Raw genomic sequence first — 25,627 nt, 5'->3', positions numbered from 1 at the left:
TGCTTTAGTTGGTGGTCCGGTACGGAAGAATAACGTACAGGCTTTGGCTGTCATCCACCGGCTTCAGAATGATCGGGCTCATGATGCCGGTAAAGGCAATTTTGAGCTGCTCGCTTTCCACCACTTTCAGCACGTCCAGCATATATTTCGAGTTAAACGAGATTTTCAGAGGTTCCCCTTTAAAATCAATCACGTCCAGCTCTTCGCGCACTTTACCGAGTTCCGATGAGCTGGAAGAAATTTCGATACCGCCATGCTCCATCGTCTGCAGGCGTACGATATTCGTCTTCTCCTCTCTGGAGAGCAAATAAGCGCGGTCGATCGACTCGCTTAATTTTTTTGTGTCCAAAACCAGTTCTGTTTTGTAGTTTGTCGGAATAATCCTAGAAGTATCCGGATAAATGCCATCCAGGATGCGGGAATAGAACAGGACCCGGTCGATCTTGAACAGCACCTGGTTGTCGGCCACGACGATATCGACCAGCGTATTCTGGTCGGGAATGATTTTGCTCAGCTCGTTCAGCGTCTTACCGGCAATAACGACATTATGAAACTTCACTTCGTCGGCCCCTTCCAAATGAGCGGAGCGGGTGGCCAGGCGATGCCGGTCGGTAGCGGTAAACTTCAGCTCGTTTTGATCCAGGTTCCACAGAACCCCCGTCAGGATCGGTGTCGTCTCATGCGTGGAAATGGAAAAACCGGTTTGGCGGATCATGTTTTTGAGCAGCGCTCCCGGCAGGGAAATCGTTTGGTTCCCCTCGATATCAGGCAGCACCGGGAATTCTTCCGGATCCAGTCCGACCATCTGAATTTCGGTGGCTCCCGAGGAAATAAAGGTTTGGAACTGGTCTTTGACCTCCATTTGAATTTCCTGAGAAGGCAGCTTCTTGATAATTTCCACGAAGAATTTGGCCGGCAGCACGACGCTGCCCGGTTGTTCGACCGTAACGATGGTGCGTTCGCTATCCTCCACCGGAATAAAGGACTGAATGGAAATATCGGTGTCGCTCGCTGTGAGAGTAACTCCCGAATGATTCACGTCCAGCTTGATGCCGGACAAGATCGGAATGGTGGTTCGGCTCGATATCGCCTTGGATACGTGCTGGATGGATTCGTTAAGAACGTTTTTAAGGATGCTGATTTTCATAGTTTCACTCCTAGCAGGAAATTCGGATTGCAAGACTACTCCGGTATGCCGGCTGCGTGCAGCCTATTTATGAATATTATTTTATTTAAATAATATAGTAATAGCAGTAGGCGCCCTGAATTTGTGGATAAGTTCAAAAACCTCAATAAAATCAAGCCTATTCACATGTGTATAGATTGTGCATAGGCTTTGAACTTGTTCAGGTTGGATTTTTGATTTTTTCCGTGATGTTATTGATGACTTTGAACAGATCCTGGTCCTCTTTCAGAGACTGGGATATTTTCTCGTGGGCATGGATGACGGTCGTATGGTCTCTTCCCCCGAAGGCCTCGCCAATTTTGGGCAGCGAGAAATCCGTCAGTTCCCTGGACAAGTACATGGCGATCTGTCTTGGAAAAGCGACGGCCTTAGTCCGTTTCCGCGCTTTGAAATCCTCAAGCTTCAGGTTGTAGTACTCCCCGACCTTCTGCTGAATGTCCTGAATGGTGATCATCTTCGGTCTGCTGGACGGGATGATATCCTTCAGAGCTTCGGCAGCCAGATGCGTAGTCACATCCTGATTGGTCAGCGATGAATAGGCGACGACGCGAATCAGCGCCCCTTCCAGCTCCCTGATGTTCGTGTCGATCTGATTGGCGATATACATCATCGCTTCATTCGGAATATCGAGATTCTCCGCCTTTGCCTTCTTCCGCAGGATCGCGATCCGCGTCTCCAGGTCCGGCGGCTGGATATCCGTAATCAGCCCCCATTCAAAGCGCGAGCGCAGCCGATCCTCCAGCGTCGGTATTTCCTTGGGCGGCCGGTCGCTTGAGATGATGATCTGCTTCTGTTCCTCATGCAGGGCGTTGAATGTATGGAAAAATTCCTCCTGTGTCGACTCCTTGCCTGCCAGAAACTGAATATCGTCAATCAGCAAAATATCGACGTTCCGATACTTGTTGCGGAAACTCTCGGCCCGGTTGTCACGGATGGAGTTGATGAATTCATTCGTAAATTTCTCGGAAGAGATATATACGACCCGGCTGGCGGGATTGTGCTCCAGAATGTAGTGTCCGATCGCATGCATCAAGTGGGTTTTGCCAAGCCCTACCCCTCCATACAAAAACAAAGGGTTGTATGCCTTCGCCGGCGCTTCCGCGACAGCCAAAGAGGCCGCGTGAGCAAACCGGTTGCCCGAACCGATGACGAATGTGTCAAATGTATATTTCGGGTTAAGCATATGGGTTAGAGCCTCATCAGGGGTCGCCTGAGGCATGGGCGCGGGCTGCTGTGGGGTAAGTTCGGCAGGCTTGTTCTCTTCGATGACGAATTTCACGTCAACCTGCTTCCCCAACACTTCATAGATGGTGGAGCTAACGAGTTTTGTGTAGCGGCTTTCCAGCCATTCGACAGCAAATGTGGTTGGAGCGGAAATTACGATGGAATGCTCGCTCATTTGTATCGCTTTGGTTGCTTTAAACCAGGTGTCAAAACTCGGCTTGCTGAGCTTGGTATGAATAATGGATAGGATTTGCTGCCATAATTCGGAAGTATGGCTGTCCACAGACTGTCACTCCTTTAAATCTTCCAAATGTGGCTGGGATCGAGCCATGAGTGGAAATGTCGAAAAAAGATGAATGGTGCAGAATATATCCCCAGTTTCAAAAACGGGGGAAAATAAAAAAAGTGGACAAATTGAAATTGTTCACAAGTTTATCCACAGCTTGTTGATAATATATGGGGTGAAATCACATATTCACATCCAAAAACAATATAATCATAGCAAAAGAACGCCCGTTTATCAATGAAATGGCTGAAATTATCCACAAATTCAATAAGTTGTGTATAATTTTTATTCACACCACTATATATTGTTTATAACGTGTTTAATTTTCGACAGCATCCCCCAAAATAAAAAATCAGTTGTGCACAGGTTATGCCGGATCTTAGAAATTTATTGCGAACGATGTGAACAAGTGGATAAATCCGAATTGTGGATTTTTCAGGTTTGTTGGGCCGGGGGCTGTGGAAAACTTGGATGGCTGGATTTTAAAATGAGATGATGTGGTTTTAGCGAAATGACATCGAATGAAGTGAATGCCAGGAGAAGGTGTCCACAGAACCGAGGGGGAGAGAGAGGGAGCGTTTAATGAAGCTGCTGCTGAAAATGGGGATGAAGCGGTGAAGCTGGCGTTCCAGATCAGATAGATCGAGAAGTGAGAGAGGGAAGCAGTAAAAAGAGGGAGAAGAGCGATCGCAGAGATTCAAATTCCGGAAAGTGGGGGAGCAGGTTTGAGTTGACTTTTGGGCCTGTTCATGATTAAATGTATAAAGGCATTTTCTGTGTTGAATGAAAATGAATATTTAACCATAAAGGTTATGAAATCCTGTAAGGGGGTGTGCAATACATGAGACCGACATTTAAACCGAATGTAAGCAAGCGCAAAAAGGTGCATGGTTTCCGGAAAAGAATGAGCACGAAAAACGGCCGCAAAGTGCTGGCAGCTCGTCGCCAGAAGGGCAGAAAAGTACTGAGCGCGTAAATTTCGTACATGAAGACCACCGAGGTGGTCTTTTTTTCATAAGAAAACGTCTATCGGCGTACAAAAGTGAGATTTTCGTTTCACTTCTACAGATTTTTTAAGAAAAAGAGGGAGAAGCGGACTTTTACGCCGAGGAGAAGATGTAGTTACGACCCGATCCCAATGAAATGAAAGAGGACGGGCCGTGCTCAGAGAAGTGCTCACGGTTCTTATTGTGGTTTATATCGCACAATGGATGACCATACTAGGAAGTGGAATATCACTATATATTATATGAAGCAAAATTTCGAATGCTGATATTTTTGAAGGAAAGGCCGCTGTACATCGGGATGGCGGGCAGCAAGCAGGGGATATTCGTGCATAAAAGTTTACGTTTACGAAACCGGGCTGACTTCAGCCGCGTATATAGGCATGGGAAGTCATTTGCCAATTACCAATTTGTCGTGTATTGGTTCCGCAAAAAAGAGGTAGAGAAGTTCCGCGTCGGCATATCCGTCAGCAAGAAAGTCGGTAACGCCGTTGTACGCAACCGGATGCGAAGACTGGTCAAGGAGATTATGCGCCACCATGAAGACAAGCTGATCGAGCATGTCGATCTTGTATTTATTGTAAGAAAAGGTGCCGTTGAAATGTCCTATAAAGACCTTGAAAAAAGCGTTCTGCACGTGCTGCGGAAAGCGTCGCTGCTGAAGCCGCCGGGGCGTTGAATGCTGGTTTCTTTGTCCAATTAATTATGGTATGATTTACGGTGAATGGAAGCGTTAAGAGAGGGGTTATGAAGTGTCGCTACTTAAGACTAGCCGAGGCAGGAAATGGATCCTCCTCATCGCTGTGATGATGCTCGCAGTGGTTGTTTTAGCTGGGTGCGGAACAGGCAACACTGTGACGCATACTACAGAAGAAATGAAGGAAGGCGGCTTTTGGCAGGCTAACGTCGTTTATTATTTCTCGCTCGCATTAGATACCTTCGCCGGTTGGTTTGGCGGAGCTTACGGTTTAGCCGTCCTCGTGATGGTGATTATCGTCCGTACGATTATTCTGCCGTTGTCCATTAAGCAGGTTAGAAGTTCCAAGGCGATGCAAGCGATTCAGCCTGAACTTGCAAAGATAAAAGAGAAGTATAAGGATCAGCCGGAGAAACAGCAGCAGGAAACGATGAAGCTGTTTCAGGAGAACAGGGTTAATCCGATGGCGGGATGTCTGCCGCTGATTATCCAAATGCCGGTTTTTATCGCACTCTATAATTCCATCGTGTACAACTCGCATCTTCGTGACCACTCGTTCCTGTGGCTCCAATTGGGTAAGCCGGACCATACGTTCATCCTGCCGCTGCTGGCTGCTGCTACGACATTCCTGCAGTCCCGCATGATGTTGAAGATGAACCCGAGCCCGCAGCAGGGTGCCATGCAATTTATGATGCTGGTGTATCCGGTTTTGATTTTCTTCATGTCTTACCAGTTCCCATCCGCACTGCCGCTGTACTGGATTTACAGTAACCTGTACACTATTATCCAGAACTACTTCCTGTATCGTAACAACAATACGACTGCGAACGTAGCCGCCGTTTCTTCTGCTGGAGGAAGCGCAAATGCCAAGTCTGGCAACAAAGGCAGCAGCAACAAAGGCGGTAAAGGAAATAGCAAAGGGAAGAAGGGGGCAAAAAAATCTAAATGAGCAAAGTCGTCGCTTCAGGAAAAACCGTTGAAGATGCTGTAAATCAAGGGCTGGCCCAGCTTGGGGTAAGCCGCGACCGGGTCACGGTCCAAATCGTATCGCAGCCGTCAAAAGGATTCCTGGGACTGATCGGTGTCAAGGAAGCAAAGGTGGAACTTACACTGCTGCCTGAGCCCGCACCGGAACCAGTGGAGACGGCGAAACCTTTGCCACTAGATTTACATGAGCCCGAAGCTTCCATAGAGGAAGAAGAGAAAGACCCTTACGAAACGGCTGCCGAGTTTATCATTGACGTCGGTAAGAGCATGGGGCTGGATGTGAGCGTTGAAATCCAGCACGCGAGGGATGCTACGACACTTCATATTTTCGGTCCCGATTTGGGACTGATCATCGGCAGAAGAGGACAAACCCTCGACGCCTTGCAGTATTTGGCCAACATTGTGGCGAACCGGGTGTCAAGCAGTTACGTGCGGCTTGTGCTCGATGCCGAGAACTTCCGGGAGCGCCGGAAGAAGACGCTGGAGGATTTGGCCGACCGGTTGGCGGGACGGGTGATTCGGACCCATAAAGAGGTCGTTCTTGAACCGATGTCCCCGCAGGAGCGGAAGGTGATCCATTCCAAGCTGCAGGATCATCCGCAGGTGAAGACCTACAGTAAAGGGGAAGAGCCTAACCGGCGCGTAGTCATTACGATAAAGTAAAGAGAGACCTGTACAATGACTTTATTGAGCTTACCTTTAGCTTATGAAGTCATTGTTTTTTTTGAATCTTGAATGAGGTCACCGGGAAGCGCCGGGCCTAGGCGTCGCAGGTCTTGATACGTCTTGTTATGGCAACAATAGAGCTAACAGTAACAGATGAACGTTTATTATAGAAAAAAGAGGTGACAGCCTTGCTTACGGATACAATCGCAGCGATATCGACGGCTGTAGGGGAAGCGGGAATTGCCGTCATCCGCGTGAGCGGACCGGACTCGATTTCCGAGGTCGAACGGATTTTTCACAGCAAAACGGCGTTAACGAAGGCGGAGTCGCATACGGTTCATTATGGGCATATCGTCGATCCGGACACCCAGGAACGGGTGGAGGAGGTGCTTGTCACCGTGATGCGGGCGCCGCGGTCTTTTACTACGGAAGATGTGGTGGAGATCAGCACGCACGGCGGCGTGATTTCGGTCAAACGGGTGATGGATCTGCTGCTGCAGCTGGAGATCCGTCTGGCGGAACCGGGCGAGTTTACCAAGCGGGCCTTTTTGAACGGTCGGATTGACCTTTCCCAGGCCGAAGCGGTAATCGACCTGATCCGGTCCAAGTCGGACCGTGCCTTCTCGATCGCATTGAAGCAGGTAGAGGGATCTTTGTCCCAGAGAATCGGGGAGCTGCGCCACACCTTGGTGGAAACGATGGCTCACATCGAAGTCAATATCGATTACCCGGAGCATGATGTGGAATCGCTGTCGGCAGAGTTCATTAAGCAGAAAAGCAGCGAAGTTATGGAAGGCATTCAGAAGCTTCTGAAGACCGCTGAAGAAGGGAAGATTTTACGTGAGGGCATCACCACGGCGATTGTCGGACGTCCAAACGTGGGCAAGTCTTCACTGCTGAATGCGCTGGCGCATACGAACCGTGCGATTGTGACCGACATTCCGGGCACGACGCGGGACGTCATCGAGGAGTTCGTCACGATCAACAACATTCCGCTCAAGCTGCTGGACACGGCAGGAATTCGGGAAACGATGGACGTCGTGGAGAAAATCGGCGTGGAGCGCTCGAAGCATGCGGTCACGGAAGCCGATCTCATCCTGCTCGTGCTGAATGCAAGCGAACCGCTGCATGAGGACGAACTGGAATTAATGGAACAAATCCGTGGTAGACAATCCATCGTCATTATGAATAAAATGGACTTACCTTCGCAATTGGACAGAGATCTGCTGTCCAGGTACTATCCGGATGAATTGATCGTCCCGATGTCGGTGATGACCGAAGAGGGGATCGATCTTTTGGAAAAGGCGATTTCATCGCTCTTTTTCAGCGGGAAGCTGGAGTCGGGCGATTTGACTTATGTCAGCAACGTCCGGCATATCGCTCTCCTTAAAAAGGCGTACAAATCGCTTCAAGATGCCTACGATGCGGCGGATCAGTTCATTCCGATCGACATGATCCAGATCGATGTCCGTCTTGCTTGGGAACAGCTTGGTGAGATCACAGGCGATACGGCGGCTGAAACGCTGCTGGATCAAATTTTCTCCCAGTTCTGTTTAGGTAAATAAGTCGTTCGTTCATATAGATTTATGCAATTATTTTCAGAAAAATAAAGGAGGTTTGTCCAATGAGTTATGATGGAGGCAGCTATGATGTCATCGTCATTGGTGCAGGTCATGCCGGCTGTGAAGCGGCCTTGGCCGCAGCACGGATGGGCTGCAACACACTGATGATTACCATCAATCTGGACATGGTCGCATTTATGCCGTGCAACCCTTCGATCGGGGGACCGGCCAAAGGGCATGTCGTCCGTGAAATCGATGCGCTGGGCGGCGAAATGGGCCGTAATATTGATAAAACGTTTATTCAAATGCGGATGCTGAACACAGGGAAGGGGCCGGCGGTGCATGCGCTGCGTGCGCAAGCCGACAAGTTCCTGTATCAACAAACGATGAAGGAAACGATGGAGAAAGAACCGAACCTGACAATGCGCCAAGGCATGGTGGAACAGCTGATTGTTGAAGACGGCGTCTGCGTCGGCGTGGTGACGAAAACCGGCACCTCGTACCGTGCTAAATCTACGGTGCTGACTACCGGCACGTATCTTCGCGGTAAAGTCATTATGGGTGAGCTGACCTACGAAAGCGGTCCGAACAACCAACAGCCTTCGGTGAAGCTGGCGGAAAATCTGCGCGAGCTGGGCTTCGACCTCGTTCGCTTCAAGACCGGCACGCCTCCGCGCGTACACAAGTCCACCATTGACTTTTCCAAGACGGAAATTCAACCGGGAGATGAGAAACCTAAATTTTTCTCTTATGAAACCGAGTCTTCCGATAATGAGCAGCTTCCTTGCTGGTTGACATATACTTCGGTGGAAACCCACCGCATTATTAACGAGAACCTGCACCGTGCGCCGATGTTCTCCGGTATTATTGAAGGAACAGGACCACGTTACTGCCCGTCCATTGAGGATAAGATCGTGCGCTTCAGCGACAAGCCGAAGCATCAAATTTTCCTCGAGCCGGAAGGCAAGAACACCTCTGAATATTATGTCCAAGGGCTGTCTACCAGTATGCCTGAAGACGTTCAGCTGGCGATGCTGCGCAGTATCCCTGGCTTAGAAAAGGTTGAAATGATGCGCAACGGTTATGCGATCGAATATGACGCTATGGTACCGACGCAGCTGTGGCCATCTCTGGAAACGAAGAAGATGCCGGGATTGTTCACCGCCGGTCAAATTAACGGAACCTCCGGTTATGAAGAAGCTGCAGGTCAAGGCATCATGGCCGGCATTAACGCTGCACGCAAAGTACAGGGCAAAGAACCGGTCATTCTCGACCGTTCGCAAGGCTATATCGGAGTTCTGATCGACGACCTCGTGACGAAAGGTACCAATGAGCCTTACCGTCTCCTGACTTCCCGTGCGGAATACAGACTGCTGCTTCGCCATGACAACGCCGATCTGCGGTTGACGCCGGTAGGGCATGAGATCGGTCTGATCTCGGAGGAACGCTTCGCGAAGTTTTTGGATAAGAAGGAAAAGGTGGAGCTGGAAATCGAACGTCTACGTTCAACGAAGGTGGGTCCTTCACATGTGAATGCACTGTTAGAATCGATCGGTTCCGCCCCGATTCAGGATGGTAGCAACCTGCTGACCATTCTGCGCCGTCCAGAAGTAACCCACAGCCATATTGAACAAATTTCACCTTCGCCATATGAACTTACGGAAGAAATGAAGGAGCAGGTCGAAATTCAAATCAAGTATGCAGGGTATATCGAAAAGCAGCTGATCCACGTGGAACGTCTGCAAAAGATGGATAAGAAGAAGATTCCGGAATCGATCGACTATAACGATGTTCAAGGCATCGCCATCGAGGCTCGTCAAAAGCTCAGCAGCATCCGTCCGATTTCGATCGGTCAAGCTTCACGCATTTCCGGCGTGACGCCGGCGGATATTTCGATTCTGCTGGTATATCTGGAACACTATAATCGCGTTACAGCGGCAAGAGGTTAACGAATGGATCCGATACAAGAGCAATTTGTGCAGCGTTTAAAAGAACATGGCATTACGCTCGAACCATCCCAGTTGGAACAATTTGAAATTTATTTCAAGGAACTGGTCGAATGGAATGAGAAAATGAACCTTACCGGGATTACCGAGCGGGAGCAAGTGTATACCAAGCATTTCTATGATTCCATCTCCCTGGCGTTTTATGTGAATATGGGGGAGATCGGAACACTGGCCGATATCGGCTCAGGGGCGGGATTCCCAGGAATCCCGCTGAAGATTTGTTTTCCACACTTGAAGCTGACGATTATCGACTCGTTAAACAAGCGCATTTCCTTCCTGCAGCACGTTGTTCAGGAGACTGGCCTTAAGGATGTAGAACTTCTCCATGGCCGGGCCGAGGATTGGGGAAGGAAGGCGGGGTACCGTGATCATTTTGATCTCGTTACCGCCCGAGCAGTGGCCAGGCAGGCCGTCCTGAATGAGTTCTGTCTCCCCTTTGTCAAAGTGAACGGTCTGTTTGCGGCGATGAAAGGAAGCGATCCGGCGGAGGAAGTACAGGAGGCAGCCAAAAGCTTGAAGGAACTGCGGGGCAAGGTAATCGAAGTGGAACGCTTCTTGCTACCTGTAGAGGAATCGGCTCGCCATATTGTCCAGATCCGTAAGACTGCGCCTACCCCAGGCAAATATCCGAGAAAGGCCGGAACTGCGGTTAAATCGCCTTTAGTATAAGAAAAAAACTGGTTTCAGCTAGCTGTATCAGACCCTATGGAATGTGCAGTCGACTGACTTCCTATCAACGGACTGTCTGAAACCAAGTCATATTTATAAAATGAAGAGGATTGTTTCACGTGGAACAGTCCTCTTTTTTTGGATGATGAAAATATAAATTATCAGCGGAGCAGTTCGATCCTATATAATTTCAAGAAGACTTCTGAAATATGCGGCCTGTCCTCTATAGAGATACATCGATAGTCGCTTTACTAAGATTATAGAGTGATGAATATAACGGTGCCGAATCACTGTAAAATCGCAAGAAATGCTTCTGCTAGAAGCGGTTTGTCTTCTTTGATGTTCCATCGATAAGTGCTTTTATTAATGTGAAAAAATGGATAAATGGCAGGAAAAATCGGGAACTTTGGAGAATAGGATTATATGAAGAAAAGTGGTAGAATAGAGTATAAACTGTATTCTATGAACTGGCTTCAAATGGTATGATAGAGAGGGATGATCGTTGGTAAGTGGTCTAACAGTCAGACCGTTCAGTCATGTGAACCCTATACATAAAATCGCGTTCGGATCTGACGATTCTCATCTTCCATTTTGAAGTCATTGAACGACTCTCTATGTCTGGATTGCAGCTGTCAAAGCTCAAGGTTAGTTGTTACCCTTATCCTACATGGATGTCTCGATGACCTGTAGATTGTTGTTAGGTGCTCTAGCGGTGCTATTACGAATTTAGGTGGTAATATACGGAATGAAAGAACAATTTTCTAAATTGTTTGGTTTGACGGAACGAAGCAATGGGGATGAAGTAAAGCAAATTCCGGTGGCGGAAATCGTAAGCAGTCCTTACCAGCCCCGGACCATTTTTGATGACGATAAAATCGACGAACTCTGTCAAACGATCAAGACGCATGGGGTGATCCAGCCCATTGTTGTTCGTATCCGTAATGCCAAATATGAGATTATTGCCGGTGAGCGGCGCTGGCGTGCCGTTTCCAAACTCGGTTTGGAGACCATTCCCGCCATTGTCCGTGAATTCAATGATTCCCAAGCTGCTTCCATTGCATTGATCGAAAACCTCCAGCGTGAAGGCCTGACTTCCATTGAGGAAGCCGTTGCCTATCAAAAGCTCATTGACCTTCATCAGCTTACGCAGGAGAGCTTGGCGCAGCGTCTTGGGAAAAGCCAATCAACGATTGCCAATAAAATCCGGCTGCTTCATCTTCCGGAGGAAGTAAAAAATGCACTGATGGAGCGCAAAATTACTGAGCGGCACGCCCGCGCGTTACTGTCCCTCGATACCGAGGAACTGCAGCTGAAAGTGCTGGCTGAGATTGTATCCAAAGAGCTGAACGTGAAACAAACGGAGGCTAGGGTTGCCTTTTACAAGGAATCGGCAAAAATTAAAAAGGCAAAGCGCATCTCTTACTCCAAGGACGTCCGGTTGGCGCTGAACACGATTCGCCAATCCATCGATATGGTGTCTGGATCCGGGATGGCCATTAAAACGCAGGAAAACGACCATGAGGATCATTATGAAATCGTGATCAAAATTCCTAAGCGCTAATACGATGGAGCTTAGCGGCTGAGCGGCCGCTTTTTTTAGGAAGTCATAATGAATTTATGCTCTAAACCATGAAATCATAGGTTCCAGGCAGCTGAATTTCATAAGATGGAAGAATAGAGGGGAGGGGGAAAGTTCGCATCTCCCATTTTTCTCGTCAATGTTCTGAAATCAAAGTAGTTCATTAATGGTGTCCGAATAATTGAGTAAAGGTTTTTCTTGTTATTCCAGCAAGGGGAAGCGCACTACTGCAGGGCGAAGCCGTTTCTGCGTATCTGTATACTTGAAAACCGGTACTTCTGATTTACCGCCGGGGGCATACAGGTATTTGCAGCCGTTTGTTTTGCTGATGATCACAATCCCGCGACCTACAAGAAGAGTCTTCATACACATAGAGGTGAATTGAGTGTCCAAAATTATTGCCATAGCAAATCAAAAGGGCGGAGTCGGCAAGACGACAACCTCCGTCAATCTCGGTGCAGGATTGGCTTCGCTCGGAAAAAGGGTGCTGCTCGTCGATATCGATCCCCAAGGCAATACAACCAGTGGGGTAGGTGTCAATAAAGCGGATGTAGCGAACTGCATTTATGATGTGATTATCAATGATGTACATCCCAAGGATGCGATCCTGCAAACGCAAATCGAAGGACTTCATATTATTCCGGCAACGATTCAATTGGCTGGAGCGGAAATTGAACTGGTACCGACCATTTCAAGGGAGCTTCGGCTTAAAAAGTCGCTTCAGTTGGTGAAAGCAAATTATGACTATATTTTAATCGATTGTCCGCCGTCTCTTGGTATACTTACTATTAACTCACTTACTGCCGCTGACTCGGTCATTATTCCTATCCAGTGCGAATACTATGCCCTTGAAGGATTAAGCCAGCTGCTGAATTCGATTCGTCTCGTCCAGAAGCATTTGAACACTTCGCTCCGGATTGAAGGCGTTCTGCTCACCATGCTGGATGCTCGGACGAATTTGGGGATTCAAGTGATTGAAGAAGTAAAGAAATACTTTCAGGAAAAAGTGTACCAAACGATCATTCCGAGAAATATTCGACTTAGTGAAGCTCCGTCCCATGGTCAGTCGATCATTACGTATGATCCGCGTTCGAAAGGCGCTGAGGTATATTTAGAGTTGGCAAAGGAAGTGATTTCGTATGAGTAAACGATTGGGTAAAGGGCTCGATGCTTTAATTCCTTCACTTTCGATTAATGAAGATGACAAAATCGTAGAAATCCCACTCAGCCAACTTCGTGCCAATCCTTACCAGCCGCGCAAGGACTTTAACGAGGAATCAATTCAGGAATTGGCCGAATCGATTCGTCAGCATGGGGTCATTCAACCGATTATTGTACGCAGCGTGCTCAAAGGATATGAAATTATTGCAGGGGAGCGGCGCTTTAGAGCTTCGCAATACTGCGGCAAGGCCACTATCCCGGCTGTGGTTCGCACATTCAGCGATCAACAGGTGATGGAGATTGCCTTGATTGAAAACTTGCAGCGCGAGAATTTAAATGCGATGGAAGTGGCTGTTGCTTACCAGGGCTTGATGGATCAATACTCACTGACGCAGGAAGAGCTGTCGTTGAAAGTGGGGAAATCCAGATCCCATATAGCAAACTTCCTTCGTTTGCTGGCTTTACCGGATGAAGTCAAAGACTATGTTTCACGTGGAACAATTTCCATGGGCCATGCGAGAGCGTTGGTTGGTCTCAAGGATCCGTCCCTCATCAAGCAGTTGGCAAAGCAATGCGTCAACAATGAGTGGAGCGTACGGGATCTTGAGGAGGCTGTGAAACAGCTCGACCGGAAACCGGCGGATAAAAACAAGGTGAAAGTCAAAAAGCGCGATCCTTATATCGATAACTTGGAAGAGTCGCTGCGGGAGCGGTTTAGAACGACAGTGAAGATCAAGCAAAACAAAGATAAAGGCAAAATCGAATTGAACTATTACAGCAAACAGGACCTGGAACGGCTGCTGGAGTTGTTGCAATAAAGATCAGTGGATGGGATGACGCGTCTAGGTGATTCCTGAAAAGGACCGAAGATGCGTCATTCTTTGTTCCTTGGATCGGAGTGAAACGGGATATGAACGAAGTTGTATATCTGGATCATGCAGCGACTTCCTGGCCGAAACCGCCTGGTGTTCTTGCAGCCATGCAAAAGGCGATGGAGGAAGCGGCGGCGAATCCAGGACGAGGGAGCCATCAAATGGCCGTGCAAGCGAGCAGGGTTCTCTTTGAGACCCGCCGGGTGCTGGCTCAGTTGTTTCGGGTGAAGAACCCGAATAACATCATTTTCACCCATAACACAACCCAGGCATTGAATATGGCGATCAAGGGGATCTTGAAGTCCGGTGACTATGTGGTTGCGACGATGATCGAACACAACTCCGTACGGAGACCGTTGGAATATTTAATGCGGACACTGGATATTCAAGTGGATTACATTGGGGTAAATGATCAAGGAGAACTGGACATGCAGCAGCTGGAGGCATGCTTATCCAAAAATCCGAGGCTGGTGGTTTGCAGCCATAGCTCGAATTTGTTGGGGAGTATTCTGCCAATCCAGCGAATTGGTGAGCTGGCACGCAGCAGTGGTGCAGTATTTTTGGTAGATGCTGCACAAAGCGCCGGCGTGCTGGACATTGATGTGGAGTCCTGCTGCATCGACATGTTGGCTTTTCCGGGCCATAAAGGGCTGCTCGGTCCGCAAGGGACGGGAGGGCTTTACTTATCGCCGGAGATCGAACTGGAGCCGCTGATCCACGGAGGAACGGGCAGCCAATCGGAGGAAAAGGAAATGCCCAGCGTAAGGCCGGACCGGTATGAAGCTGGGACCTTGAACACGGTTGGAATTGCCGGGCTAAGAGCAGGGGTAGAGTATGTGCTTAAGGAAACCCCTCAGCAGATTTATGAGCATGAATGGGCGTTGACACAAATGATGATCGATGGGTTGAAGGGTCTGCCGGGTATGAACTTGCTTGGTCCGGCACAAGGGAAGGAAAGGACCGGAATCGTGGCCTTTACGATCGAGGGCCGGGATTCTACGGAAATCGCCTTCCGCTTGGACCGGCAATATGGAATCGCAGTCAGAGCGGGGATGCACTGTACGCCGCTGGCTCACTATGCGGTGCGAACGGATAAGACCGGAGCAGTGAGGGCGAGTGTGGGTGCGAACAGCACGGAGCAGGAGGTTCAACGGATGGTTGAAGCGATGCGCGAGCTGGTTCGTTAACTAGATGGCCTGACGCAAGCCTCGAAGTCTATTAGTAATCAAACCTCGATGGCAAGACAAAACCGGTTCTCCCCTGTAAAGCTGAAGGGACAACCGGCAGAATGAATGTTTGTGATTTTTAACCGTATAGTATCAAGGACCATGAATAAATGGGATCACGATACGTCTTGGGAACGGGTAGGTCAAGATTGAGGAAAAGGAATGAACAGCATGTCGGACTTAAATGATTTAATCAGCGAACAATTACCAGGAATCATTGGCGGGATCGTACTCCTCATTTTGATCTTGCTCGTGTTGGTGCTGACACAAGGGGCAAAGCTTAGAAAAGTTCGCCGCAAATACGAAACGATGATGGCCGGCAGCGGGGTAGAGGATTTAGAAACACTGCTCATCGATCTAAAGACACAGGTGGACAGCGTGGAGGATGAGCAGCAGCAGCAGCGTGAATCCGTGTCAACGGCATTGAACAAGCTTCAAACGATCAAGGGTAATATCGGTATTAAACGCTACAATGCATTCAGCGAACGTGGGAGCGATCTAAGCTTTTCGATTGCGATCGTTGATGCCGATCGAAGTGGAGTCGTCATCACTGCGCTGTACAGCCGTGACAGCTCCTATGTTTATGCCAAGCCGGTAGAAGCCGGGCAGTCGACTTATCCCCTTTCACCGGAAGAGGTAGAGGCGATTACTCTAGCCTTGCAAAAAGCGTAGTACGGGCTTTCCATTCCTTAATGGCGGAATGGAGGCTTGAGGCAATAATTTCGGACAAACGCATCACCAAGCTCAGCCTGGTGTTCTGCAATACAAAATATTCCATGAAGCCGCCGACATTAACGATACCCGTCAAATGGATATCGCCAACCGGCGGTAATTCTTTATGTACGCCTGCGCCGGGTTTGAGGGGGCCGTTGGCGACTTGAATGCAGCCTACGCTGGAGGATTGTCCAAGGCACGCATCGATGCCGATGACAAATGGATTGTCATACAGCGAATAGATCGAGGAGAGCGTCTCCTGGAGGTTAACGGCATGCACAGGCTCGTCCAGCGTGCCGAACAAGTGAAACCATGGACTTTTATACCGGGCCAATGCAGTGCCTACCAAAGGACCGAGGCAGTCGCCCGTGGACCGGTCGGTACCGATACATACAACGATAACCTGTTGATTTTCCCCGGCTTGAGAGAGATGAAACAGAAGACGATGAATAATAGCGGAATGGATTTCAGGGTCGGTATGTGGTATTTTTAAGCATGTAGGCTCCTGTTTGGGAGACGTTTTTGGCCACTGAGTCATAGAATCTTCCTCTCCTTGCATTTGGTAGTAACTAGTATATGGAAGGAAGAGGGTTTTTATACTTCATGCAGGAATTCCATAGAAAAAGTAATTCTGACGAATGCAGCACAAATCAAGGTGGGGGAGAAACGGATGGCGGCGGAGATGGAAACCTGGATGCTGATTGCTTTTGATTCGACACAGCAGGCGCTGCGCGCCGAGATGCTGCTTGAATATGCGGAGGTTGAAATTGATTTATTTCCTACACCAAAGGAAATTACAGCGGGCTGTGCATTATCGATCCAGTTCCCGCCGGACCAGCTGGATAGCGTACAGACGATCATCCAGCAGGAGCAGGTGGAGATTCGAGGAATCTACTTCAAAGACAGCATAGAGGGATATAAGAGCATCGAGGATAGGAGGTAGAGTTGATTGAGTAAGTTATGGCTGGAAGAGACCATTCCCAATCCAGAGCAGGCTGTCAAGCAGGCGGTAAGTATCGGCGATAAGTTTCTGGATTGGGTGACGAATGTAGATATGTGGACCAACGTGCTGTTTTCGGGCATTCGTATCATCATTCTGTTTTTTGTTTCCCGCGTCATTATACGGGTTGTATCCAAAATTATAGACAAATCCCTGGCGAGACAGGAGCAGAGCCGGATGAACGTCAATCCGCGGAGGTTCGCCACGGTAGCCGAACTGCTGAAAAACGTAACGGCGGTCACCTGTAATTTTATTATGGTGCTCCTGATTCTGTCGGAGTTCAACTTTCATTTGGGACCGCTCCTTGCGGGAGCAGGAGTCCTTGGTTTGGCCATAGGTTTTGGCGCGCAAAGTTTGGTTAAAGATGTGATTACCGGATTCTTCATTATATTAGAAGACCAATTTGCGGTAGGGGACGTTATCCAGACGGGTACCTTCAAAGGCACCGTAGAGATGATCGGCCTTCGGACCACACGCATCGTAAGCCCTACCGGGGAAGTTTATATTTTGCCTAACGGTTCCATCGCCAGCGTAACGAACTACTCCTTATCCAATGCGCTCGCGGTTGTTGACCTTCCCATGAAAAACGAGCGAAATCTGGAAGAAACCGTAGCCCTGATTAAACAGGCGCTTACCGGCATTCAGCAGCGGGATCCTAATGTCATTTCGGTGCCGAATGTACTCGGGGTGCAATCCTTGAACACGAGTGAATACGTCATCCGGATCGTAGCCGAGTGCATGCCGAACACCAAAGGCGATGTTGAACGGCAGATTCAGGCCGACGTGAAGCAGGCTTTGGAATACGAGGACATGATGAAACAGGCACAGGCCGAGCTTGCGGCAGGTAAAGAAGGGAACAACGAAATGGGGGAAGGATAACGGTGGAACGTAAAGTGTTTCAACTCGGAGATATCGTCCAAATGAAGAAAAACCACCCATGCGGCAGTAACGAAATGGAAATTATCCGCATGGGAATGGATATCCGGATCAAATGCGTCGGCTGCCAGCACAGCGTATTGATCCCGCGGGCGAAGTTTGAGAAAAATATGAAAAAGGTGCTTCGATCGAAATCGGAAGAGGGAATGGAAGGACAGGTTTAGTAATAAACAGCTTTTGGACAAAGGGCTTGCACAAATGATGGACATGTGCTATAATCAATTTTGCTGCGGAAAGGTACCCAAGAGGTCTAAGGGGGCTGACTCGAAATCAGTTAGGCGTCGCAAGGCGTGCGAGGGTTCGAATCCCTCTCTTTCCGCCACATTCCCTTTTTTAAGTGACTGCGCATAGAATACATACAGTGAAAACCTTCAGTTGAGTAAACTGGAGGTTTTCTTAGTTGTTGGATCGTTTCCTTTTATGATCCTTTGCTTTCATAATAAGAGGGGAACAATTACTGCTGTATACAAACCAAAGGAGGACCCATAAGGTCCTCCGATTTGGCAGGCGATGCCATGATTTTTTGGAATTCATCCACACAACACTTCAGCAAGTGAAACTCGGGTCAGCCTTTAGCAAATCTTTGCTTTAGACAATAAAGTGTTTTTAGCACTTCCCTCCGCTTCTTGAACGTGCTGTTTCTGACTTCCTGTGCTTTGTTGCGTTGATCATGTCCAACGGAACCACACCTCTCTCAAGCACCGCCTGATTGTAATATGCGCAGTTTTCGTGCGCTTATGCATCCATTCGTAAAATTAGTGGACCCGCGCTTTCGTCATCCGTTTCCATTTGCGGTCTTTCTTCGAGGTCTCTGGAAAGGTATCGCCCTTAGCCAGCTCGACCCGCTGCGGATCCGTGATTTCAGTATGGAAGCTGTTTTCACCAACCTCCATATATACGCCGGGGTTCGGCGCTTTGTCGCCTGGTTCAAATTCGGTTCTTTCACCCATGGACAAGGCCTCCTTTAATCGTTAAAATGGACTGCCTCTGTAGTGTGTACCCTTGGCGGAGAAACATGTGTGGAACAGGATCAATACGGCATTGTACTTGCAATCATTGGGCCAATTTGATATATTAATATGGTGCGAGTTTAGACTCGTTCCTTGCTCCTGACATGATCAGGGGCCGAAGTCCATAAGGAGGTGAAACATATGCGCAAATACGAAGTGATGTACATTATTCGTCCTGACATTGAACAAGATGCTGTTCAAGCCGCAGTCGAAAAATTCCAAGGCATCATCTCCAACGGTGGAGAAATCACTAAGCATGAAGTGATGGGTAAACGCCGCCTTGCGTATGAGATCAACAAATTCCGTGACGGTACTTTTGTTCTGGTTAACTTCAGCGCCAATCCTGACGTTGTAGCCGAGCTTGAGCGCCTCATGAAAATTTCTGACGAAGTAATTCGTTATCTCATTACGCTTGACGTTGTTGCTTAATATCCGTTTACGGAATTAGTGATGAAATTCGCTCAAAGGAGGGGACTCGATTGTTGAACCGTGTTATTTTGATCGGCCGGTTGACCCGGGATCCGGAACTGCGCTATACACCTTCAGGGGTAGCCGTAACGCAGTTTACGCTCGCTGTGGATCGCCCGTTTACGGCGCAAGGCGGAGAGCGTGAGGCGGACTTTATTCCGGTGGTCACATGGAGACAGCTTGCTGAGACCTGCGCCAATTATCTGCGCAAAGGCCGTCTGACGGCTGTAGAAGGGCGCATCCAGGTACGGAATTACGAGAATAACGAAGGTAAACGTGTATACGTCACCGAAGTCATTGCCGATAACGTACGTTTCCTGGAATCCAACCGTGAAGGCGGTGGAGGCGGAAGCACCCCGCGTGAGGAGCCTTCCTACAATGGAGGCGGTGGACGTGGCGGTAACAGCTACTCGCGGAACAATTCCAATCAGGATCCTTTTTCCGATGACGGAAAACCGATTGATATTTCGGATGATGATTTGCCATTTTAATAAGGAAAGGACTGAAACAGCATGGCTTTTAAACAAAGAGAAGGCGGAGACAACGATAAAAGACCGGCTCGCCGCGGCGGCCGTAACAAACGTCGTAAAGTGTGCTTCTTCACTGTGAACAAAATTACTCACATTGACTATAAAGATACCGATCTGCTGAAGAAATTTATCAGCGAACGCGGTAAAATTTTGCCTCGCCGTGTAACCGGCACTAGCGCAAAATACCAACGTATGCTGACGATTGCGATCAAACGCTCCCGTCAAATCGCATTGCTGCCATACACTACAGAGTAATCTGTATCATGGCGAACGAGAAAGCCAGTACCTTGGACATCCCAGGTGCTGGCTTTTTTGCTGTGATGAACATGTTCATAATTATTCCATTTGTCTTACGGGAAACGAAAAAGTTATCATAGGGGTATTGCTGCATCGAGCAGAGGCGGTAAGGTTGTAAGCGTACCCGTAGGAAAGGGCAGGGCGCAGCTTTCCATTTCCCGGGCAATTTCATGATCGTGAAGTTCCGGCTGGATTGATTCGCAAACGGGCTTCGTAAACAGCGTGTTCCTTAATGATCAACGAGGGTATGATATAATGGAAAAACGGAGAAAAGGGGGATTACGATGGGACTGGGCAGAATCTACAGGAATTATTTTAAAAATAACATGTTCATGAGGATTCTGCTGATTTTCACGATCATTGCCATTCTAACAATCGTGATTCTGTCCTATCTGATGTTCTCTTCCCTATCCCAATCGATTGTGGAGAAGGAACTCAACAACCAGAAGGCTGCGATGGAAAATGTCAGCCGGTATCTGGATCAGCGTTACCAATCGGTAGAAAATATCGCCAGGGATATGTATCGAAACGAAATGCTGTTCTCTAACATTTCTTTTTTGATGGAGCATCCTTATTCGCAATATGTACAGCATCGCATGGACCAGTTTTTTAACGAAACGAACAACAACTCGACGGACCCGCTGCAGTATTTCCAGCAGGTGATGGACGAAAATGGAGATATCCGCAACATCATGCTGTACAGTTCAGAGAAGCAGTTTCTGTCTGTGTTTAAGCCAAACAAGCAGTATAAGCAGCTGACCACGGATATGACCCATTCCTATATACCGGAAGTTATGGCGATGGATTATAAGGGCATCACCGCTCCGAATTACTGGATCCGGAAGGCGGCGGACCAATGGGCGCCGGAGCTGTACGCCATCCGGGTACCGATCAATAACAGGCAGCTGAAGAATGCGGGACAGTTCCTCGTATATTTGGATTCGGGCGACATTTCCGATGCCCTGACGAGCTATAAGGACAGCTTCAAAGGGGATATTGCGGTGCTTTCGGCGGATGGCAAGGTTTTGTATGATTCGGAAGGGAAATATTATGGAAAGACCTATCCGTATATGGATGTGACCGATTCGCTGTATGACGGTGGGAATACCCGCCCGGCTGAGGTCAGCAGCCGAATGTATATCAACAAGCTGACTTCGGCTGACAACGGATACGTCGTGATTGGTGCAGTTCCGAAAAAGGACGTGGAGGCCAGTTATTCGGGCATCCGGAAAACGATTATAACGATCAGCGGGATCTGTATATTGTTTGCGATCTTTTTCCCGGCCTTCTTTGTGATTAATTTCGCCAACCGGACGAACCGGATTATTAGGATTACGCGCAAGGTGAAAAACGGCGATTTGTCCGCACGGATCGATAACCCGGGAGAAGACGAGCTTGGCCAGATTTCCCGAAGCTTTAACGACATGCTGGACGAGCTGAACCTGTATATCGAGCGGGTGTACAAAGCCGAAATTAAACAAAAGCAGACGGAGCTGGTGGCTCTGCAGGCGAGGATCAATCCTCACTTTTTGTACAATACGCTTGAAGTGATTCGGATGCGGGCCATTTCCCAAGGGGCTAAAGATGTCGGGGAAATGATCTATAGCTTGTCCGTGCTCTTCAAAAGCCTGGTCAAGCAGAAAAAGATTTACACGCTCAAGGATGAGCTGGAGGCATGCCGCTTGTATCTGGAGCTGTTCCGGATCCGTTATAAGGAAAAGTTCAGCTATACGATCGATTCAGACCCGGCGCTGCAGGGCAAATCGGTCATGAGGCTGTCGCTGCAGCCGCTGATCGAAAACTATATCGTTCACGGCATCCAGACCAATCGCGACGATAATCATCTGGACATTCGGGTGAGGGATGAAGGCGAAATGCTGGTGGCTGTGATTACGGATAATGGCAAAGGTATCACGCCTGAGCGCCTGGCTGAAATCCATGAAGAGCTCGGGAAGCCGGAGGAGTCCGGCGAAATGTTTGGGCTGCGGAGCGTGCACAGCCGGCTGCAGTTTTTGTACGGTCCGGCTTACGGGGTGGAAATTGACAGTCGGCCTGGAGTCGGTACGGTTGTCACCGTACGTTACCCTAACCGGGAAGGGACGGATACTGAAGATGTATAAAGTGTTTATTGTGGACGATGAGCCGTTCATTATCGAAGGGCTGTACGATATTTTGGATTGGGCAGCACTGGGGCTGGAGATTGTCGGGCACGCAGAGAATGGACGCCAGGCGCTCGAAGCCATGGCGTCTACACCCGTGGATGTGCTGATTACGGATATTTCCATGCCGGTGATGGACGGCCTGAGTCTGATCGGCGAGGCTCGCAAAACCCGCAGCGACCTCAAGGTGATCATCCTAAGCGGATACAACGAGTTCGATTACTTGAAGCAGGGGATGAGGCTCGGTATCGAGAACTACTTGCTGAAGCCGATCAATGTGGAGGAACTGGAATCGACTCTCCGCAATACCGTGTCCAAGCTGGACAGTACGAGGGCGAGCGGATTGTACAGCGCTTTTGATGTGCAAATTTTGAAGGACAATACGCTCTATCGCTGGATGAACGGACAGATCGCCCCTCCGGAATTTATAGAAAGAGCCGATCTGCTTGGCGTGAACTTGGACCGGCCTTATATGGCCGTAGCGGTGCTTCGGACCGCAGCCGATGAGGCGTTGTTCGGGCAGGTTGACGATTTGCTGCAAGACAGCACGGAGCTGACGCTGTTCCGCGATGTGGATGGGGATACGGTCCTTATTGGAAGTCTGGAGAACCCGCAGGAGGGGAAGGCTCGTCTGATGACAGCACTGGAGCAGTTGGAGGCTGATTTAGCGAGGCAGGGCTGCACGGTGCATATCGGTGTCGGCTCGGCGGTGAGCCTGCCTGGAGAGGCTTCTGTCAGCTACAAGGAGGCCAAGCAGTCGCTGGAGTATTTTATGGTATTTCCGGATCGGCGGATCATCGACTACACCAGCTTGGAGGAGAATAGCGGCGGCCCGGAGCGGCATATCGCCATCGCTTGGGACGAATACGCCAAGCTGATTCTGGCGAGGGACGAGGCCGGGCTGAATCGAAAAATCCAAGACGACTTTGAGCAGATGCAGAAGGCGGGACATATCCGCCCGGAGGATCTGCTGAACGCGGCCTTGGAGCTGGTGATTCGCTTCAAAATGGAGCTTGAGCAGATCAAGCATACGGATGAGTCGGATATATTTAAGAACGGCTTAGGCAAGGTCCGGGACAGCTCCTCGCTGCAGGATCTCATTACTGCTCTGCAGGAAGTGGCTGGAGCTGCGGTCCAGTCGCTGCTTCAGGATATGAAGAACCCCGTCGTGAATCAGGTGCTGGTCCATATTCACAATCATTATGCGGACGAACTGTCGCTGAAGACGCTGGGGGCACAGTATCATATTCATCCGGTGTACCTGGGACAGCTGTTTCATAAGGAAACCGGGGAAACGTTCGCCGAATACATCAACAAGTTCCGGATCGAAAAGGCGAAGCAGCAGCTGAAGAACACGAACCTCAAGGTGCAGGAGATTGCGCGGAACGTAGGCTACTGGGAGACCGGATATTTTTATAAACAGTTCAGGAAATATGTCGGGATCTCGCCGACGGATTACAAGGGGCTGGGTTGACCGGCTGGAGACACCCTGAATCAGATGAGACTAAACACCTACCATCTCATCCGGTTTAGGGTTTTTTTGTGACGTTTGATGCAGAAAAAACCAAATGAAAATGAAAGAAAAACAATAAAAGTAAGCGTTTCACTGAAAAAATGACAAATTTAGACAAAAAGAAAACCTTTTCTTTAATTTGTACACGGATTTATTTAGTTTATCTTCTTTTTGTAACGGCTTACATCCGTTAAGGTTATCTTAGTTAAACAAACCGAGCCGGAAACAATAAAAGAAAAAGCCGGTTTGGCCGCTTGGTGGGCAGACAGCTAGACAACATTGACTGCAACACAAAAAGGGAGGAACACACATGAGCAAGGGTAAGAAAAGCTTCTCGTTCGCACTGGCCATGTTGACGGCCTTCGCGCTTGTACTCAGCGCGTGCGGTGGGGGCAACAAAGACGCGGAAAGCAGTGGTTCCGGATCTTCGGGAAGCTCCGAGAAACCGGTAAACCTGATCTGGTACACGATCGGCACGCCGCAAAAAGACGTTGACAAGGTTATGGCCGAGGTCAGCAAGTATACGCAGGAGAAGATTAATGCAACCGTCACCATGAAAATGATCGACTGGGGCGACTACCAGCAAAAAATGCAGGTAAACGTAGCTTCCGGCGAACCGATGGACATTATGTTCACATCCGCAGGCGGATTCGATTACGTACAGAACGCAAGAAAAGGCGCGTTCATGGAACTCGACGATCTGCTTGATAAATATGGAAAAGGTATCAAAGATACTATCGATCCTGCTTTCCTGGAAGGCTCCAAAGTCGATGGACACAACTATGGCATTCCGGCCAACAAAGAGCTTCCACAGCAAGAAGTATGGCGCTTCAACCAAAACCTGGTGGACAAGTACAAACTGGATACCTCCAATGTACGTTCCCTGGATAGCATTGAGCCGCTGTTGAAAGCGATTAAGGAAAAAGAACCGAACGTAACACCGTTCGCGATGGACAAGAACTACGTTCCTTATGTTCCTTATGACTACATCATTCAGAATCTGCCAATGGCTGTGAAGCTGGATACGACCGATTACAAAATCGTCGATATCCTCGAAACGCCAGAAATGAAGCAGGCGCTGACAACGATGCACAAATATTATCAAGCCGGCTATGTGGCTCCGGAAGCAGCAACAACGGGCTCCACTAGCGATCTGATGACTTCCGGCAACTGGTTCATGGACCGTGCGCAAACCCAGCCGCTGGCTGACAATACTTGGTCTGCAAGCTATGGCTATCCGGTTAAATCGACACCGGCAAGTGATGCGATCATCACGAACACATCGGTTCAAGGCTCGATCATGGCGATTTCCGCAAACTCCGAGCATCCGGAGAAAGCAATGGAATTCCTGAACCTGCTGAATACGGATCCGGTTCTTCGCAACATGGTGGATTCCGGTATCGAAGGAACACACTACAAGAAGGTTGACGACAAGCACATTGAAAACCTTCCAGAGGGCAAAAACTACGACATGCCGTCGTACTCCCTCGGCAACAACATGCTGCTCTACTTGAACCCGAATGACCCGGATGACAAGTGGGAGCAATTCAAGAAATTTAACGCTGAAGGTAAAGATTCTCCAATCCTGAGCTTCAACTTCGACAGCACGAAAGTAGCAACCGAAATGGCAGCTGTACAAAACGTGAAGGAACAGTTCTGGGCATCCCTGATGACCGGTACCGTTGATCCGGAAACCTACCTGCCAAAAGCGATTGCGGCCTTCAAGCAAGCCGGCCTGGACAAGGTCATCGCTGAAGCTCAAACTCAGCTTGACGCCTGGAAAGCTGCAAACAACAAGTAATGTAGAAAAAAATTCGGAAAGGATCGGGCGGGTGACTTAGCGCCCGGTCCTTTTTCAATGTATAACCAATCAAT

25 protein-coding genes and 1 tRNA gene are annotated in these 25,627 nt (G+C 48.9%); 22 read left to right on the top strand and 4 right to left on the bottom strand.

Translation table 11 applies throughout. From position 1 onward, the window contains the following. Positions 1-4: 4 nt before the first annotated feature. Both dnaN and dnaA read right to left on the bottom strand, forming a co-directional pair. Positions 5-1,147: a DNA polymerase III subunit beta gene (gene dnaN / locus K2F33_RS06515; protein WP_076172506.1), complete on the bottom strand. Its 1,143-nt coding sequence runs from the start codon at positions 1,145-1,147 to the stop codon at positions 5-7. Positions 1,148-1,346: 199 nt separating this feature from the next. Next, positions 1,347-2,693 carry a chromosomal replication initiator protein DnaA gene (gene dnaA, locus K2F33_RS06510; protein WP_076172504.1) on the bottom strand — a complete coding sequence of 449 codons (1,347 nt, stop codon included), beginning with the start codon at positions 2,691-2,693 and terminating at the stop codon, positions 1,347-1,349. 844 nt (positions 2,694-3,537) lie between these two features. Between dnaA and rpmH the strand changes: the two genes are divergently transcribed. The 12 genes from rpmH to K2F33_RS06450 all read left to right on the top strand — a co-directional run bounded on the left by rpmH (position 3,538) and on the right by K2F33_RS06450 (position 15,797). Continuing rightward, positions 3,538-3,672 (top strand): 50S ribosomal protein L34, encoded by a 135-nt coding sequence (rpmH, locus tag K2F33_RS06505; RefSeq protein ID WP_068778604.1) that lies wholly within the window; start codon positions 3,538-3,540, stop codon positions 3,670-3,672. Positions 3,673-4,028: 356 nt separating this feature from the next. Next, positions 4,029-4,379: a ribonuclease P protein component gene (gene rnpA, locus K2F33_RS06500; RefSeq protein WP_076172607.1), complete on the top strand. Its 351-nt coding sequence runs from the start codon at positions 4,029-4,031 to the stop codon at positions 4,377-4,379. A 73-nt stretch (positions 4,380-4,452) separates the two neighbouring features. Beyond that, positions 4,453-5,346, top strand: a complete 894-nt coding sequence (locus tag K2F33_RS06495) for a YidC/Oxa1 family membrane protein insertase (protein WP_076172502.1) — start codon at positions 4,453-4,455, stop codon at positions 5,344-5,346. Then, positions 5,343-6,047, top strand: coding sequence for an RNA-binding cell elongation regulator Jag/EloR (jag, locus tag K2F33_RS06490; RefSeq protein WP_076172500.1), 705 nt, complete (start codon positions 5,343-5,345; stop codon positions 6,045-6,047). Before K2F33_RS06495 ends, jag begins: the two co-directional genes overlap by 4 nt. Positions 6,048-6,238: 191 nt before the next feature. Then, the gene (mnmE, locus tag K2F33_RS06485; protein ID WP_263881285.1) at positions 6,239-7,615 is read left to right on the top strand and encodes a tRNA uridine-5-carboxymethylaminomethyl(34) synthesis GTPase MnmE; all 1,377 of its coding nucleotides are present in this window, start codon (positions 6,239-6,241) and stop codon (positions 7,613-7,615) included. 59 nt (positions 7,616-7,674) lie between these two features. Further along, positions 7,675-9,561: a tRNA uridine-5-carboxymethylaminomethyl(34) synthesis enzyme MnmG gene (gene mnmG / locus K2F33_RS06480; RefSeq protein WP_076172498.1), complete on the top strand. Its 1,887-nt coding sequence runs from the start codon at positions 7,675-7,677 to the stop codon at positions 9,559-9,561. 3 nt (positions 9,562-9,564) lie between these two features. Continuing rightward, on the top strand, positions 9,565-10,287 hold the full coding sequence (gene rsmG, locus K2F33_RS06475) for a 16S rRNA (guanine(527)-N(7))-methyltransferase RsmG (RefSeq protein WP_145140300.1): 723 nt from the start codon (positions 9,565-9,567) through the stop codon (positions 10,285-10,287). 745 nt (positions 10,288-11,032) lie between these two features. Further along, positions 11,033-11,848 carry a nucleoid occlusion protein gene (gene noc / locus K2F33_RS06470; RefSeq protein ID WP_076172496.1) on the top strand — a complete coding sequence of 272 codons (816 nt, stop codon included), beginning with the start codon at positions 11,033-11,035 and terminating at the stop codon, positions 11,846-11,848. 403 nt (positions 11,849-12,251) lie between these two features. After that, positions 12,252-13,013, top strand: a complete 762-nt coding sequence (locus K2F33_RS06465) for a ParA family protein (protein ID WP_076172495.1) — start codon at positions 12,252-12,254, stop codon at positions 13,011-13,013. After that, positions 13,006-13,845, top strand: a complete 840-nt coding sequence (locus K2F33_RS06460; protein ID WP_076172494.1) for a ParB/RepB/Spo0J family partition protein — start codon at positions 13,006-13,008, stop codon at positions 13,843-13,845. The genes K2F33_RS06465 and K2F33_RS06460 overlap by 8 nt, the downstream gene beginning before the upstream one ends. A gap of 92 nt (positions 13,846-13,937) precedes the next feature. Then, entirely contained in the window at positions 13,938-15,086 is a 1,149-nt protein-coding gene (locus tag K2F33_RS06455; protein WP_263881284.1) for an aminotransferase class V-fold PLP-dependent enzyme, read from the top strand. Between the two features lie 210 nt (positions 15,087-15,296). Beyond that, a complete protein-coding gene (locus K2F33_RS06450; RefSeq protein WP_263882298.1) occupies positions 15,297-15,797 on the top strand; it encodes a DUF4446 family protein in 501 nt (166 codons plus the stop codon). Here K2F33_RS06450 and yyaC read toward each other — a convergent pair. Then, complete coding sequence (gene yyaC, locus K2F33_RS06445) at positions 15,772-16,377, bottom strand: spore protease YyaC (RefSeq protein WP_076172492.1); 606 nt, start codon at positions 16,375-16,377, stop codon at positions 15,772-15,774. The genes K2F33_RS06450 and yyaC overlap by 26 nt on opposite strands. A gap of 144 nt (positions 16,378-16,521) precedes the next feature. On the opposite strand from yyaC, the gene K2F33_RS06440 reads away from it, so the two are divergent. From K2F33_RS06440 to K2F33_RS06425, 4 genes are all read left to right on the top strand, one after another. Further along, a complete protein-coding gene (locus K2F33_RS06440; RefSeq protein WP_076172602.1) occupies positions 16,522-16,782 on the top strand; it encodes a putative Se/S carrier protein in 261 nt (86 codons plus the stop codon). A gap of 6 nt (positions 16,783-16,788) precedes the next feature. Beyond that, positions 16,789-17,718, top strand: a complete 930-nt coding sequence (locus tag K2F33_RS06435; protein WP_397345283.1) for a mechanosensitive ion channel family protein — start codon at positions 16,789-16,791, stop codon at positions 17,716-17,718. 2 nt (positions 17,719-17,720) lie between these two features. After that, positions 17,721-17,939 carry a DUF951 domain-containing protein gene (locus tag K2F33_RS06430; RefSeq protein WP_263881283.1) on the top strand — a complete coding sequence of 73 codons (219 nt, stop codon included), beginning with the start codon at positions 17,721-17,723 and terminating at the stop codon, positions 17,937-17,939. 67 nt (positions 17,940-18,006) lie between these two features. Continuing rightward, positions 18,007-18,097: transfer RNA gene (locus K2F33_RS06425), tRNA-Ser, on the top strand. Between the two features lie 433 nt (positions 18,098-18,530). On the opposite strand, the gene K2F33_RS06420 is transcribed toward K2F33_RS06425, so the two are convergent. Beyond that, positions 18,531-18,725, bottom strand: a complete 195-nt coding sequence (locus tag K2F33_RS06420; RefSeq protein ID WP_076172489.1) for a YjzC family protein — start codon at positions 18,723-18,725, stop codon at positions 18,531-18,533. 201 nt (positions 18,726-18,926) lie between these two features. Between K2F33_RS06420 and rpsF the strand changes: the two genes are divergently transcribed. From rpsF to K2F33_RS06390, 6 genes are all read left to right on the top strand, one after another. Next, a complete protein-coding gene (gene rpsF / locus K2F33_RS06415) occupies positions 18,927-19,214 on the top strand; it encodes a 30S ribosomal protein S6 (protein WP_076172488.1) in 288 nt (95 codons plus the stop codon). 50 nt (positions 19,215-19,264) lie between these two features. Then, entirely contained in the window at positions 19,265-19,744 is a 480-nt protein-coding gene (gene ssb, locus K2F33_RS06410) for a single-stranded DNA-binding protein (RefSeq protein ID WP_076172487.1), read from the top strand. Positions 19,745-19,765: 21 nt separating this feature from the next. Then, positions 19,766-20,038 (top strand): 30S ribosomal protein S18, encoded by a 273-nt coding sequence (gene rpsR / locus K2F33_RS06405; RefSeq protein ID WP_076172485.1) that lies wholly within the window; start codon positions 19,766-19,768, stop codon positions 20,036-20,038. A gap of 326 nt (positions 20,039-20,364) precedes the next feature. Further along, positions 20,365-22,200, top strand: coding sequence for a cache domain-containing sensor histidine kinase (locus K2F33_RS06400; RefSeq protein ID WP_263881282.1), 1,836 nt, complete (start codon positions 20,365-20,367; stop codon positions 22,198-22,200). After that, positions 22,193-23,713, top strand: coding sequence for a response regulator transcription factor (locus K2F33_RS06395; protein WP_263881281.1), 1,521 nt, complete (start codon positions 22,193-22,195; stop codon positions 23,711-23,713). The genes K2F33_RS06400 and K2F33_RS06395 overlap by 8 nt, the downstream gene beginning before the upstream one ends. A gap of 349 nt (positions 23,714-24,062) precedes the next feature. Then, a complete protein-coding gene (locus tag K2F33_RS06390) occupies positions 24,063-25,553 on the top strand; it encodes an ABC transporter substrate-binding protein (RefSeq protein WP_076172481.1) in 1,491 nt (496 codons plus the stop codon). Positions 25,554-25,627: the final 74 nt, after the last annotated feature.

The sequence above is a fragment of the Paenibacillus sp. PSB04 genome (assembly GCF_025809195.1).
GTDB lineage: Bacteria > Bacillota > Bacilli > Paenibacillales > Paenibacillaceae > Paenibacillus_AQ > Paenibacillus_AQ favisporus.
This window is presented reverse-complemented; position numbering and strand designations above follow the sequence as displayed.